15 protein-coding genes and 1 riboswitch are annotated in these 13,841 nt (G+C 55.7%); of the genes, 8 read left to right on the top strand and 7 right to left on the bottom strand.

The window, feature by feature from the left end; translation table 11 throughout:
- Positions 1 to 218 precede the first annotated feature (218 nt).
- Positions 219 to 2,240 (top strand): excinuclease ABC subunit UvrB, encoded by a 2,022-nt coding sequence (uvrB, locus tag AB7E14_RS00075; protein ID WP_044268002.1) that lies wholly within the window; start codon positions 219 to 221, stop codon positions 2,238 to 2,240.
- A 107-nt stretch (positions 2,241 to 2,347) separates the two neighbouring features.
- Here uvrB and yvcK read toward each other — a convergent pair whose 3' ends face one another.
- Positions 2,348 to 3,256: a uridine diphosphate-N-acetylglucosamine-binding protein YvcK gene (gene yvcK, locus AB7E14_RS00070; protein WP_043001303.1), complete on the bottom strand. Its 909-nt coding sequence runs from the start codon at positions 3,254 to 3,256 to the stop codon at positions 2,348 to 2,350.
- Between the two features lie 267 nt (positions 3,257 to 3,523).
- Positions 3,524 to 3,666, top strand: a riboswitch (molybdenum cofactor riboswitch).
- On the opposite strand from yvcK, the gene moaA reads away from it, so the two are divergent.
- From moaA to AB7E14_RS00040, 6 genes are all read left to right on the top strand, one after another.
- Positions 3,654 to 4,643 carry a GTP 3',8-cyclase MoaA gene (gene moaA, locus AB7E14_RS00065; protein ID WP_043001302.1) on the top strand — a complete coding sequence of 330 codons (990 nt, stop codon included), beginning with the start codon at positions 3,654 to 3,656 and terminating at the stop codon, positions 4,641 to 4,643. Its footprint overlaps the riboswitch before it by 13 nt.
- 24 nt (positions 4,644 to 4,667) lie before the next feature.
- A complete protein-coding gene (gene moaB / locus AB7E14_RS00060) occupies positions 4,668 to 5,180 on the top strand; it encodes a molybdenum cofactor biosynthesis protein B (RefSeq protein WP_043001301.1) in 513 nt (170 codons plus the stop codon).
- 5 nt (positions 5,181 to 5,185) lie between these two features.
- Positions 5,186 to 5,671, top strand: a complete 486-nt coding sequence (gene moaC, locus AB7E14_RS00055) for a cyclic pyranopterin monophosphate synthase MoaC (RefSeq protein WP_044256450.1) — start codon at positions 5,186 to 5,188, stop codon at positions 5,669 to 5,671.
- The gene (gene moaD / locus AB7E14_RS00050; protein WP_316961876.1) at positions 5,664 to 5,909 is read left to right on the top strand and encodes a molybdopterin synthase sulfur carrier subunit; all 246 of its coding nucleotides are present in this window, start codon (positions 5,664 to 5,666) and stop codon (positions 5,907 to 5,909) included. Before moaC ends, moaD begins: the two co-directional genes overlap by 8 nt.
- Position 5,910: 1 nt before the next feature.
- Positions 5,911 to 6,363, top strand: a complete 453-nt coding sequence (gene moaE / locus AB7E14_RS00045; RefSeq protein WP_054176173.1) for a molybdopterin synthase catalytic subunit MoaE — start codon at positions 5,911 to 5,913, stop codon at positions 6,361 to 6,363.
- 54 nt (positions 6,364 to 6,417) lie between these two features.
- The gene (locus tag AB7E14_RS00040; RefSeq protein WP_316961875.1) at positions 6,418 to 7,122 is read left to right on the top strand and encodes a Bax inhibitor-1/YccA family protein; all 705 of its coding nucleotides are present in this window, start codon (positions 6,418 to 6,420) and stop codon (positions 7,120 to 7,122) included.
- 70 nt (positions 7,123 to 7,192) lie between these two features.
- Here AB7E14_RS00040 and AB7E14_RS00035 read toward each other — a convergent pair whose 3' ends face one another.
- Genes AB7E14_RS00035 through AB7E14_RS00025 form a run of 3 tightly spaced genes read right to left on the bottom strand, consistent with a single transcriptional unit; the run spans position 7,193 to position 10,151 of the window.
- A complete protein-coding gene (locus AB7E14_RS00035) occupies positions 7,193 to 8,155 on the bottom strand; it encodes a lysylphosphatidylglycerol synthase domain-containing protein (protein ID WP_043001296.1) in 963 nt (320 codons plus the stop codon).
- A complete protein-coding gene (clsB, locus tag AB7E14_RS00030; protein ID WP_043001295.1) occupies positions 8,155 to 9,396 on the bottom strand; it encodes a cardiolipin synthase ClsB in 1,242 nt (413 codons plus the stop codon). Before clsB ends, AB7E14_RS00035 begins: the two co-directional genes overlap by 1 nt.
- Entirely contained in the window at positions 9,393 to 10,151 is a 759-nt protein-coding gene (locus tag AB7E14_RS00025; protein WP_316961874.1) for an endonuclease/exonuclease/phosphatase family protein, read from the bottom strand. The genes clsB and AB7E14_RS00025 overlap by 4 nt, the downstream gene beginning before the upstream one ends.
- Before the next feature lie 132 nt (positions 10,152 to 10,283).
- Between AB7E14_RS00025 and AB7E14_RS00020 the strand changes: the two genes are divergently transcribed.
- Positions 10,284 to 10,694, top strand: a complete 411-nt coding sequence (locus AB7E14_RS00020) for a YbhQ family protein (RefSeq protein ID WP_316961873.1) — start codon at positions 10,284 to 10,286, stop codon at positions 10,692 to 10,694.
- On the opposite strand, the gene AB7E14_RS00015 is transcribed toward AB7E14_RS00020, so the two are convergent.
- The 3 genes from AB7E14_RS00015 to AB7E14_RS00005 form a co-directional block, all read right to left on the bottom strand.
- Positions 10,656 to 11,762: an ABC transporter permease gene (locus AB7E14_RS00015; RefSeq protein ID WP_043001292.1), complete on the bottom strand. Its 1,107-nt coding sequence runs from the start codon at positions 11,760 to 11,762 to the stop codon at positions 10,656 to 10,658. The genes AB7E14_RS00020 and AB7E14_RS00015 overlap by 39 nt on opposite strands.
- 10 nt (positions 11,763 to 11,772) lie before the next feature.
- Complete coding sequence (locus AB7E14_RS00010; RefSeq protein WP_316961872.1) at positions 11,773 to 12,906, bottom strand: ABC transporter permease; 1,134 nt, start codon at positions 12,904 to 12,906, stop codon at positions 11,773 to 11,775.
- On the bottom strand, positions 12,899 to 13,841 hold a 943-nt coding region (locus AB7E14_RS00005), incomplete at its 5' end, for an ABC transporter ATP-binding protein (protein WP_428169278.1). The genes AB7E14_RS00010 and AB7E14_RS00005, both read right to left, overlap by 8 nt.

The following is a 13,841-nucleotide window of genomic DNA, read 5'->3' as shown; positions in this document are numbered from 1 at the left end:
ACAATGTTAACGAAGTCAATGGTCTGGGGATAAACCCGCTTCATAGTGTAATATCTTGCCAGCGGTGAAATTATAGCCATCTCCGATCCGCTTTTATCATGCGTAACACAAATTTTATGAGGCGTTACTGTTTTTTCATCCAGTATATTTTACTGGCAATATTATCGTCTGCGAGTAAAATTACACACCTGCCCGCTCATTCCTTCAGGTAGCTGCTCATGAGTAAACCGTTCAAACTGAATTCCGCATTTAAACCTTCCGGCGATCAGCCTGAGGCGATACGCCGTCTGGAAGAGGGACTGGAGGACGGCCTGGCGCATCAGACGCTACTTGGCGTAACGGGGTCGGGGAAAACGTTCACCATTGCGAATGTGATCGCGGATTTGCAGCGACCGACGATGGTGCTGGCACCCAACAAAACGCTGGCGGCGCAGCTGTATGGTGAAATGAAAGAGTTTTTCCCGGATAACGCCGTCGAGTATTTCGTCTCCTACTACGACTACTATCAGCCGGAAGCGTATGTTCCCAGCTCAGACACCTTCATCGAAAAAGATGCCTCGGTGAATGAACACATCGAGCAGATGCGTCTGTCGGCCACCAAAGCGTTGCTGGAGCGTCGTGACGTGATCGTCGTGGCCTCCGTTTCTGCCATCTATGGTCTGGGCGATCCCGATTTATATCTGAAGATGATGCTGCACCTGACGGTGGGCATGATTATCGATCAGCGCGCCATTCTGCGGCGACTGGCTGAACTGCAATATACCCGTAACGATCAGGCGTTCCAGCGCGGGACTTTCCGCGTGCGCGGTGAGGTGATCGACATTTTCCCGGCGGAGTCTGACGACATCGCGCTGCGTGTGGAGCTGTTTGATGAAGAGGTGGAGCGTCTGTCGCTGTTTGACCCGCTGACCGGGCAGGTGGAATCCACTATTTCGCGCTACACCATCTACCCCAAAACGCACTACGTGACCCCCCGTGAGCGTATTGTGCAGGCGATGGAAGAGATCAAAGTCGAACTGGCTGAACGTCGCAAAATCCTGCTCGCCAACGACAAACTGCTGGAAGAGCAACGCCTGAGTCAGCGTACCCAGTTTGATCTGGAGATGATGAACGAGCTGGGTTACTGCTCGGGGATCGAAAACTACTCGCGCTTTCTGTCAGGACGCGGGCCGGGTGAGCCGCCGCCGACCCTGTTTGACTATCTGCCCGCTGACGGTTTGCTGGTAGTGGATGAATCCCACGTCACCATCCCGCAGATTGGCGGGATGTATCGTGGCGATCGGGCGCGTAAAGAGACGCTGGTGGAGTACGGTTTCCGTCTGCCATCGGCGCTGGATAACCGTCCGTTAAAGTTCGAAGAGTTTGAAGCGCTGGCACCACAGACCATATATGTGTCTGCGACGCCGGGCAATTACGAGCTGGAGAAATCGGGCGGCGAAGTGGTTGATCAAGTGGTGCGTCCGACAGGGTTGCTGGATCCGGTCATAGAAGTGCGTCCGGTGGCAACGCAGGTGGACGATCTGCTCTCTGAAATCCGCAAGCGCGCAGAGATCAACGAGCGCGTGCTGGTAACCACGCTTACTAAGCGTATGGCGGAAGATCTCACCGAGTATCTGGAAGAACACGGCGAGCGGGTGCGTTACCTGCACTCGGACATCGATACCGTCGAGCGTATGGAGATCATTCGTGACCTGCGTCTGGGCGAGTTTGATGTGCTGGTGGGGATCAACCTGTTGCGCGAAGGTCTCGATATGCCTGAGGTGTCGCTGGTGGCGATTCTCGACGCCGACAAGGAAGGGTTCCTGCGTTCCGAACGTTCGCTGATACAGACCATCGGTCGTGCGGCGCGTAACATCAACGGGAAGGCGATTCTTTACGGTGACAAAATTACGGCCTCAATGGCGAAGGCGATTGGCGAAACCGAGCGTCGTCGCGAGAAACAGCAGCAGTACAATGAAGAACACGGCATTACTCCGCAGGGCCTGAATAAAAAAGTGGTCGATATTCTGGCGCTGGGGCAGAACATTGCGAAAACCAAAGCGAAGGGCCGAGGCAAATCGCGTTCCGCAGCGCAATCGGATGTGGTGGAACTGGACATGACGCCAAAAGCGCTGCAACAGAAGATTCACGAGCTCGAAGGGCAGATGATGCAGCATGCGCAGAACCTGGAATTCGAAGAGGCCGCGCAGATCCGCGATCAACTGCATCAGCTGCGTGAACTGTTTATTGCTGCGTCGTGAGAGATTGCCGGATGGCGGTGTAACCACCTTATCCGGCCTGTTCACTGGTAGTTTGCAGAGTAGATAAGCAGGCCTGGTGAACGTAGCGCCATCAGGCAATAAACCCTTTACCGCAGCGCCTGTACGGCTTTCTCCAGCGCGCTGTGCAATAACTGGCGGTCATGGCGATAGGGAATATCGCTGGCCTCCAGCACTTCCTGAATCACCACCCGGTCGCTGACCGCAGAGACATCCACCTTCGGCCCCACGATAACCGCATCAACGACTCTTTTGCCGACATACTGCTCCATAATGGTTAGCTTATCGATAAGCGTCAGGCTTGCGGCGGGGATGCTCAATTCCCGGCCCAGATTGCCGATGTAGACCATCGGCGCCTGCGTACGGCGCAGCGCCTGTGCGAGATCCTCCAGCAGCAGGATTGGCATCAGGCTGGTGTAAAAACTGCCCGGACCGATAATAATCAGGTCGGCATCGTTAATCGCCTGCACCGCTTCCCGGGTGGTGGGGACCTTCGGTGACAGCATCAGTTCCTGCAAGGGCGAGGTGAGCTGATCAATATTCACTTCGCCGTACACTTCATGCCCCTGATCGTCGATCGCCATCAGGTCAACTGGCAGCTCAGACATGGGGATTAAATGTGCGTCCACTTTCAGCAGATTACGAATTAAGTTGATGGCTTCCAGAGGCCGCACGCTCAGGTGGTCGAGCGCCTTTAACATCAGATTTCCGAGGTTATGGCCTGAAAGTTCGCCATTACCGCCAAAACGGTATTCAAACATCGCGGAAGCGACGCTCGGTTCGGTAATCAACTGATTGAGACAGTTGCGCATATCGCCCCAGGCGATTCCCCCTTCCGAGCGGCGAATACGCCCCGTCGAACCACCGTTATCGGTGGTGGTCACGATACCGGTGAGGCGTGAACCCAGGGAGGAGAGGGAAGAGAGAACGCGTCCTAATCCATGCCCTCCGCCGAGAGCCACGACACGATCCAGGTCAGCCAGCGTACGATTGCGCATAAAAGTTCCTGAAGTCAGATTTACCGCGCTACAGTAGCGCAAACAGGGGCTTTTCAGCAATTCGCTAACGGCAAGTTGAGAAAATAAATTCTGCCGCACTACTCCTTTAGGGGGGCGAATGCCTGACAGCGAAATGATGTACATCAATGCAAAAGTGCTATTTTTGCTTATTCTGTAACGAAATGGCACGATCATGGCGCTATATATATGATTATACATCGTTAAGTGTAAATAGCATTATGTTCGTTTACACGCTAGTATCGCCATAACCACAGTTAACACTCTAGCCTCTGCACCTGGGTCAAATGATACGGTGCTTTGGCCGTGACAACGCAAACGCATTGCCACCAGGGCGCAGGAAGAAATGACTTCGCCTCCCGTATTTGGAAAGGTGTACATGGCCACACAACTGACCGATGCTTTCGCGCGCAAGTTTTACTATTTGCGTCTGTCGATTACCGATGTGTGTAACTTTCGTTGCACATACTGTCTGCCGGATGGCTACAAGCCCGGCGGCGTCACCAATAAAGGTTTTCTCTCCGTCGATGAAATTCGTCGGGTGACTCGCGCCTTTGCTAACCTGGGCACCGAAAAAGTGCGCCTGACCGGTGGCGAACCTTCTCTGCGTCGTGATTTTACCGACATCATTGCCGCCGTGCGTGAAAACGAGGCGATTCGTCAACTGGCGGTGACCACCAACGGCTACCGTCTGGCGCGTGATGCCGCCCACTGGCGCGATGCGGGTTTGACCGGCATTAACGTCAGCGTTGATAGCCTTGATGCGCGTCAGTTCCACGCGATTACCGGGCAGGATAAATTCCAGCAGGTGATGGCGGGCATCGACGCCGCGTTTGATGCCGGTTTTGCAAAAGTTAAAGTCAACACCGTGCTAATGCGCGATGTGAATCATCATCAGCTCGATACTTTTCTTGGCTGGATCCAGACGCGCCCCATTCAACTGCGTTTCATTGAACTGATGGAGACGGGTGAGGGCAGCGAACTGTTCCGTAAACACCACATCTCCGGTCAGGTGCTGCGTGACGAACTGTTGCGCCGCGGCTGGATCCACCAGCTACGCCAGCGCAGCGACGGCCCGGCGCAGGTGTTCTGCCACCCCGATTATGAGGGTGAAATCGGCCTCATCATGCCGTACGAAAAAGATTTCTGCGCCACCTGCAACCGTCTGCGCGTCTCCTCCGTGGGTAAACTTCATCTCTGCCTGTTCGGCGAGGGTGGCGTCAGCCTGCGTGATTTGCTGGAAGACGATGGGCAACAAGACGCGCTCGAAGCGCGTATCTCGCTTGCGTTGCGTGAGAAAAAGCAGACCCATTTCCTGCACCAGAACAACACCGGTATTACCCAGAACCTCTCATACATCGGCGGTTAACGCCGCTTGAACAAGGAGTATTCCATGAGTCAGGTAAGCGCTGAATTTATCCCGACCCGCATTGCTATTCTGACGGTATCGAATCGCCGTGGCGAAGAGGACGATACCTCTGGTCATTTTCTGCGGGATTCCGCGCAGGAAGCGGGACATCAGGTTATCGATAAAGCAATTGTCAAAGAGAACCGCTACGCCATTCGCGCGCAGGTGTCAGCATGGATTGCCAGTGATGAGGTGCAGGTGGTGTTGATCACCGGCGGCACGGGCCTGACTGAAGGCGACCAGGCACCGGAAGCGCTGTTGCCGCTGTTTGATCGCGAAGTGGAAGGCTTTGGTGAAGTGTTTCGTATGCTGTCATTTGAAGAGATCGGCACGGCCACGCTGCAGTCGCGCGCAGTGGCGGGCGTGGCCAACAAAACGCTAATTTTTGCGATGCCGGGTTCTACCAAAGCCTGCCGCACGGCGTGGGACAATATCATCGCGCCGCAGCTTGATGCCCGTACGCGTCCTTGTAATTTTCACCCACATCTGAAGAAATAATAAGTATGTCGCAACTGACTCACATAAACGCCGCCGGTGAAGCGCACATGGTGGATGTCTCCACAAAAGCGGAGACCGTGCGCGAAGCGCGCGCCGAAGCCTTTGTCACCATGCGCAGCGAAACGCTGGCCATGATTATCGACGGCAGCCACCATAAGGGCGATGTGTTCGCCACCGCGCGTATCGCCGGGATTCAGGCAGCAAAGCGCACCTGGGAGCTCATCCCGCTGTGCCATCCGTTGCTGTTGAGCAAAGTGGAAGTCCAGCTCCAGGCACAGCCGGAACACAACCGTGTCCGTGTTGAATCGTTGTGTCGTCTTACCGGCAAAACCGGGGTGGAAATGGAAGCGCTAACGGCGGCGTCCGTCGCCGCGTTGACCATTTACGACATGTGCAAAGCGGTGCAAAAAGACATGGTGATTGGCCCGGTGCGCCTGCTGGCGAAAAGCGGCGGCAAGTCTGGCGATTTTAAGGCGGATTCGAATGATTAAGGTTTTGTTCTTTGCTCAGGTTCGCGAACTGGTTGGTACGGATACGCTGGACGTCGCGACAGATTTCCCGACAGTGGAAGCGCTGCGTCAGCATCTGGCGACTAACAGCAACCGTTGGGCGCTGGCGCTGGAAGACGGCAAACTGCTGGCGGCGGTAAACCAGACGCTGGTGAGCTTTGATCATCCGCTGACGGCGGGTGATGAAGTGGCTTTCTTTCCCCCGGTGACGGGAGGCTGAGATGGCTGAAACGAAAATTGTGGTCGGGCCTGCGCCGTTCAGCGTGGGGGACGAGTATCCCTGGCTGGCGGCACGCGACGAAGACGGTGCGGTGGTGACCTTTACTGGTAAAGTGCGCAACCATAATCTCGGCGACAGCGTGAAGGCGCTGACGCTGGAGCACTATCCGGGGATGACGGAAAAAGCGTTGGCGGAGATTGTCGATGAGGCGCGGGCGCGCTGGCCGCTGGGACGCATCACGGTGATTCACCGGATTGGCGAACTGTGGCCGGGCGATGAAATCGTCTTTGTTGGCGTCACCAGTTCGCACCGCAGCAGTGCGTTTGAGGCCGGTCAGTTCATCATGGACTATCTAAAGACGCGTGCGCCGTTCTGGAAGCGTGAAGCCACGCCGGAAGGCGAGCGCTGGGTGGAAGCCCGTGACAGCGATCGGCAGGCGGCTAAACGCTGGTAGCACGAAATTGTGATACGCTTATCCAGAGTGGTCACTTTCAATCAGGAGATTATCATGGACCGATTTCCACGATCCGAATCAATCGTGCAGGCGCGTTCAGGCCTGCAAACCTATATGGCGCAGGTATACGGCTGGATGACGGTCGGGTTGCTGCTTACCGCGTTTATTGCGTGGTATGCGGCGAATACGCCAGCCGTCATGATGTTCGTTTTTTCCAGCAAAATTACGTTCTTCGGTTTAATCATCGCCCAACTGGCGCTGGTCTTTGTGCTGTCTGGGTTGGTGCATAAACTCAGTGCAGGTATGGCGACGACGCTGTTTATGCTCTATTCGGCGCTAACCGGGCTCACACTTTCCAGTATTTTTATCGTCTACACCTACTCCTCCATCGCCAGCACCTTCGTGGTGACCGGCGGGATGTTTGGAGTGATGAGCCTGTGGGGATACACCACGAAGCGCGATCTGAACGGCTGGGGCAACATGCTGTTTATGGCGCTGATTGGCATCATCCTGGCCTCACTGGTGAACTTCTGGCTGAAAAGCGAGGCGCTGATGTGGGCGGTGACCTATATTGGCGTGGTGGTGTTTGTTGGGCTGACCGCCTATGACACCCAGAAGCTGAAGAACATTGGCGAGCAAATCGATGTGCGCGACAGTTCTAACCTGCGTAAATATTCGATTCTCGGTGCGCTGACGCTGTATCTGGACTTTATCAACCTGTTCCTGATGCTGCTGCGTATTTTAGGCAATCGCCGTTGAGTTCGTTGTGCCGGATGGCGGCTACGCCTTATCCGGCCTACGAAATGATGCCGAGGGCGGTGACGAGGTATTACTTCGCCATCGCCTTCTCGTTCTTCGCCCGCAGCTTCTTCGCCCGACTCTCCAGCACCAGATAGCAGATCAGCGCCAGCAATAAGGGAATAAAGTAATACAGCACGCGGTAGGCGAGCAGGGCGGCAATAATCGCGCCTTGCGACGTGTCTTCCCCCGCCAGCAGCGCGATAAACACCGCTTCCAGAACGCCAATTCCCGCCGGAATGTGGACAATCACTCCCGCGATACTGCTGACCAGCAGCACGCCCAGCACGAAGAAATAATTCACCTCCTGGCCCAGCAGCAACCAGATAATCGCCCCCATCACCATCCAGTTGGCGCTGGAGATAGCCATCTGGGCCAGCGCAAATTTCCACGACGGTAGCACCAGTTTCTGCCCTTTTATCGTCATATGACGGTGTTTTGCGAAAGCGCAGAACCACAGATAAATAGCGATGATTAACAGCAGCACCACGCCGAGAATACGCAGCGTGCCCTCGTCGATATACCAGTGGGCAGGCAGTTGCACCACGCCAAAGGTGAAGATGATCCCGCCAAGCAAAATATAGCCCAGCCAGTTGGTGGTGATGCTAAGAGAGAAGATACGGGTGATGGTGCCACCCGGCAGGCCGAGGCGGGAATAGAGCCGGTAGCGCATACCGATGCCGCCGACCCAGGTACTGAGCGTCAGGTTAAAGGCATAGCAAATAAACGACACCAGCATCACTTGCCGCTTTGCCAGCTTGTGACCGCAATAGGCGCGGCCCAACAGGTCATAGCAGCCATAGAGCAGATAGCTGAGGATCACCAGCCCGACGGCGCTCAGCAACGCAACCCGGTTGTAGTCGCGGATCACCGTCCAGACGTCTTCCCAGTTCACCTTTTTGGCGTAGACCACCAGCAGCACAATCACGGCGATAAAAAACAGCCAGGTGAGGATCTTTTTTGCCAGCCGCCAGCGCGGATGTGATTTTGCCATCAGGGTTTGGCTCCTGTGTTCTGTACTTCTACCCGATCCTGCGTTTCCATCTCGGGCTGGGCTGGCGGATCCACCTGCGCGAGATGGGGAGTATGCGCCGGAAGCCAGCCGACCAGCGCCGGGAAGTGACGTAAGAAGTGGAACGCCAGCACGCTTTTGGTCAGGTTCCACCAGGTGCGTCTCGGCAGCATCGACTCATCGACCTGCTTACAGTCTTCGGCAATGATCGCGTTGAGGTTGTCGCGCAGCGTCTGGTTGAACTGGCGATCGTGAACGATCAGGTTGGCTTCCAGATTAAGCGACAGGCTGAGCGGGTCGAGATTGCTGGAGCCGACCGTCGCCCAGTGGTCATCCATCAGCGCCACTTTGCCATGCAGTGGCTTGCGGCGATATTCGTAAACCTGGACATCGCCTTTCACCAGATAGTTGTACAGCAGACGGGCTCCGACCTTCACAATTGGCATATCCGGCTCCCCCTGCACGATCAGTTTGACGCGCACGCCGCGGCGGGCGGCTTTGCGCATGGCGTGCAGTAACCGGTAACCGGGAAAGAAGTAGGCGTTGGCGATAATCACTTCCCGCCGTGCCTGGGTGAGCATTTTCAGGTAGTGACGTTCGATATCGTCGCGGTGCTCGTCGTTGTCGCGCCAGACGAACAGCGCCTGCGCCTCGCCGGGCTGGCGGTTCTCTTCAGCACGGTGATGACGGCGCCACCAGCGGCGTACTGCACTCTGCCCGGGAAGGTTTTCCACTTCAAACTGCAGTATATCGGCGACGACAGGTCCTTCCACGCGCACCGCGTAGTCCTGCTTGGCTTCCGGGCCATAGTCGGACATATGTTCGTCGGAATAGTTGATCCCGCCGATAAACGCCACCCGGTCGTCTATCACCACAATCTTGCGATGCATACGGCGAAAGACGTTGGTGCGCATACCAAAGATCCGGGGACGCGGATCGTAATAACGAAACACCACGCCTGCCGAGGTCAGTTCGCCAACGAATGCATCGCTCAGGTCCGGTGAGCCGTAGCCGTCCAGCAACACTTCCGCCTTCACGCCGCGTTTTGCTGCGGCCAGCAGAGCCGCATGAAGCTGTTTTCCTACCTCATCTTCAAACCAGATGAAAGTTTCGAGAATAATTCTTTGCTGCGCATCGGCTATTGCCGCAAACACAGCGGGATAATACTGGTCGCCGTTTTCCAGTAACTGGATCTGATTACCTTCACGCCAGCCACATTTCATAGATGGATCTCCGCGCTAAGGGGGGCATGGTCAGAGAGATGCCGCCAGTTGCGCAGCGGTAGCGCTGTCGGCGAACTGGCATTGGCATTTTTCACGTAAATACGATCAAGGCGCAGCAGCGGCAGGCTGACAGGAAAGGTCCGTGCCGGGCGGCCGCGGGCGCGGGTGAAAATTTCCTCCAGGCCGGCGGCTTTTAAGGAATGGTTTGCCTTTTGCCGCCAGTCGTTGAAATCACCGGCCACCACCACCGGTTCACCGTCGGGCAGGGCGTTGACCCAGTCTGTCAGCAGGGTAAGTTGCGCCTGCCGGTGAGTTTCACGCAGGCCGAGGTGAACACTCATCACATGAATCGGTTTCCCGAGTTGCGGCGGCACAATACGGCAATAGAGCACGCCGCGCTTTTCACTGCTGCCGACCGAAACATCACGATTTTCATAATGTTCAATAGGATAGCGTGACAGCACCGCGTTGCCATGATGCCCTTGCGGGTAGACGGCGTTACGCCCGTAAGCGTAGTCACTCCACATCGTGTCGGCGAGAAATTCGTAGTGCGTGGTATCCGGCCAGTTTTCGACGTGCAGCGGATGCACTTCGTGCGCGCCCATCACCTCCTGCAGGCAGACAATGTCGGCGCCAACCGTACGAACGGCATCACGCAGTTCCGGTAAAATGAAGCGCTTGTTAAAGGCGGTAAAGCCTTTATGCGTATTGATGGTGAGCACGGTGAATGAAAAATTTCGTGTCGATTGAGTCATTTTTCTCCTGTTGGCGTCACTCTTCTGATTGAAATAGTGTAGTCGTCGTCACAAAAAGGTGCGGTGTTACGGAATTTTCCGTAAAGTGCGGTACTCTGAGTCATTAGAGAAAAATCCTTCAGGAGAAAAGCCATGAGGTGGCAACAACGAGTTCGTGTCGCAACGGGGTTAAGTTGCTGGCAGATTATGTTGCATTTACTGGTCGTGGCGTTGTTGGTCTTAGGCTGGATGAGTGGCACGCTGGTGCACGTCGGCCTGGGATTATGTGTAGTGTATGGCGTGACCGTATTACTGATGCTGGCGTTACAGCGTCATCACGAGCAGCACTGGCGCGAAGTCGCCGACGTGCTGGAAGAACTCACCACCACCTGGTATTTCGGCGCGGCGCTGATTGCGTTGTGGCTGCTGTCCCGGGTTTTACAAAACAACGTCTTGTTGGCGTTAGCGGGACTGGCAATCCTGGCCGGACCCGCAGTGGTTTCGCTGCTGGCGAAAGACAAAAAGTTACATGATTTTGCGTCTAAACATCGCATACGCCGCTGATCCCGTCGTGGCCGCTATCACCAGTAGCGGCCACAAGCTTCCCCAGACAATCTGCAAACTCGCATCTTTCAAATAGATCTGTTTGGTGATATCCGTGAAATGACGGATCGGGTTTATCCATGTCAGATTCTGTAACCATACCGGCATGTTCTCGACCGGAGAGACGTAGCCCGACAGTAAAATCGCCGGCATCATAAAGACGAATACGCCGATAAACGCTTGCTGCTGCGTGGAGCAGAGTGAGGAGATCAACAGGCCAAATCCCACCAGCGACAGCCCGTAAATCACCATCGTGAAGTAAAACAGCGCCAGCGACCCGGCAAACGGGATCTGATACGCCCAGATACCGATTGCCAGCACGATAGAGGCCTGGCCGGTGGCGACAATCAGTGCAGGAACCGCTTTACCGATAAATATTTGCCAGGTGGTGAGCGGGGAGACCAACAGCTGATCCAGCGTGCCCTGTTCGCGCTCGCGCGCGACGGACAGCGAGGTGACGATCATCACGCCAATGGTGGTGATCATCGCGATCAGTGACGGCACCACAAACCATTTGTAGTCGAGGTTAGGGTTGTACCAGTTGCGCACCACCAGCTCGCTGTTGTTCGGCTTCGGCTTGCCCTCCATCAACTCCTGCTGATAGTTCTTCACGATTTGCTGGAGATAGTTGGCGGCGATCTGCGCGCTGTTCGAGTTACGACCATCAAGTATTAACTGCATGGGCGCAGACTGAAAGGTATCCAGATTGCGCGAGAAATCCGCCGGAAAGCGCACCAGCAGCAGCGCTTTTTGCGTATCGATTGTGGGCTGAATTTCCTGCGGGCTTTTCAGTAGCAGGATGTGGGTAAAGGCTTTAGCACGGGCAAAGCGCTGGGTCAGCTCCACCGAATGCTTGCCGTTGTCTTCGTTATAGATGGCGATGGTGGCGTTAGTCACTTCCAGCGTTGCAGCAAAGGGAAACAAAAGCACCTGAATCAGAACCGGCAAAATTAAAATCGCACGGGTCTGCGGCTCGCGCAGCAGCGACTGCAATTCTTTGCGGATTAACGTCCATAAGCGATGAAACATACGCGTCTCCCTAATCCAGCCGACGTTTGGTTTTCAGCCACGTCAGGCCAATAAACATCACCGCTGAGGCGATCAAAAACAGCACGTTGACCACCAGCACCACCGGGATATTACCGGCGAGAAACAGGCTTTGCAGGGTGCTGACGAAGTAGCGCGCCGGAATAATATAGGTCACCGCGCGGATCACCGCAGGCATACTGTCTATTTGAAAAATAAAGCCTGACAGCATAATCGACGGCAAAAAGGCGGCGTTAAGCGCCACTTGGGCGGCATTAAACTGGTTGCGGGTGATGGTGGAGATCAGAAGTCCCATCCCCAGCGTGCTGAGCAAAAACAGGCTGGTGATGAAAAACAGCAGCAGAAGCGATCCGCGATACGGGACGCCGAGAATAAACACCGACACCAGCATACACAGCAGCATCGCCAGCATGCCGAGGAAGTAGTAGGGGATGAGCTTGCACAGCAGCAGTTCTGCGCGCGTCACTTCCGTGGAGAGCAACGCTTCCATGGTCCCGCGTTCCCATTCGCGCGCCACCACCAGCGAGGTGAGGATCGCGCCGATCACCGTCATGATGATGGTCACTGCGCCCGGGATAATAAAATGCTGGCTGATTGCCGCCGGGTTAAACCAGTAGCGGGTTTGCACCTCAATCAGTGGTTCAAACGTTTTTCCGCGATCTTCCGCTCGCTGCATCTGCCAGATTTGCCAGATCCCTTCCACATAGCCCTGCACGAAGTTGGCGGTATTGGGTTCACTACCGTCGGTGATTACCTGAATGGGTGCGGTGTCGTTGGCGCGCGCCATCTGCTGGGCGAAATCGACCGGAATGACCACCAGACCGCGAATACGTCCGGCCTGCATCTTTTCAATCAGCGCCTGGCGGTTATCGCTGATGGTGGCGTCGATGTACGGTGAACCGGTCATCGCATGGGTAAAGTCCAGCGCCTCTTCGCTTTGCTGCTCAAGCAGGATCCCCACCCGCAACTTGCTGGAGTCAAGGTTAATGCCGTAGCCAAAAATAAACAGCAGCAGCAGTGGGATCACCACGGCGATCAGCCAGCTACTGGGATCGCGGACAATCTGCCGCGTCTCTTTGACGCACAGCGCCCGTACGCGACGCCAGGAGAGAAGGCGGTTACGCATTGGCATGCTCCTTATCCCAGTCGTTAATTAACCGGATAAAAGCCTGCTCCATGGTCGGGTCCGGCGTGTCGTCATCGGCGGCCTGCGCTTTCAGATCGTCCGGCGTACCGCTGGCAATCAGTTTCCCGCGATAGACCAGTCCGATGCGGTCGCAGTATTCCGCTTCGTCCATAAAGTGGGTCGTCACCATCACCGTCACGCCTTTTTCCACCATGCTGTTGATATGCAGCCAGAACTCGCGGCGGGTGAGGGGATCGACACCAGAAGTGGGCTCGTCAAGAAACAGAATGTCCGGTTCATGCATCAGCGAACAGGCCAGCGCCAGACGTTGCTTAAAGCCCAGCGGCAGTTCGTCGGTGGCATGCGAAGCGATGCTCTTCAGACCAAACGCCTCGCTCATGCGGGCGATTTTTTCGTTCTGCGCGCGTCCCCGCAGACCATAAACGCCGGAGAAAAAGCGCAGGTTTTGCTCCACCGTCAGGTTGCCGTAGAGCGAGAACTTTTGCGCCATATAGCCAAGATGCTGGCGAGCTTTGCCGGAGCTGACCTTCAGATCCATGTCCAACACCAATGCTTTCCCGGACGTGGGCACCAGCAGGCCGCACATCATTTTAAAGGTTGTCGATTTTCCCGCGCCGTTGGGGCCCAGCAGGCCAAAAATTTCTCCGCGCTGGACGGCAAAATCAACGTGGTCAGTGGCGGCAAAATCGCCGAATTTCTTGGTCAGCGCTTTCGCTTCAATCACCGTTTCGCCTGGCGTTCCCTCTACGGTATGCAAAATGGCGCCCAGCGGCGATTCAGAGGTTGCGGCACCGCCCTGCAGATCGATAAACGCGTCTTCGAAGCGTGGCGTAGTCTCGCTGATGTCGAGTTCCGGCATGCCGTTGCCATGGCGAATGTCGTCCGCCGTGGCCTCTTTTTTCAGGATCAGACGC

It is taken from the genome of Citrobacter sp. (assembly GCF_050252275.1).
In the GTDB taxonomy this organism is placed as follows: domain Bacteria; phylum Pseudomonadota; class Gammaproteobacteria; order Enterobacterales; family Enterobacteriaceae; genus Citrobacter_A; species Citrobacter_A amalonaticus.
This window is presented reverse-complemented; position numbering and strand designations above follow the sequence as displayed.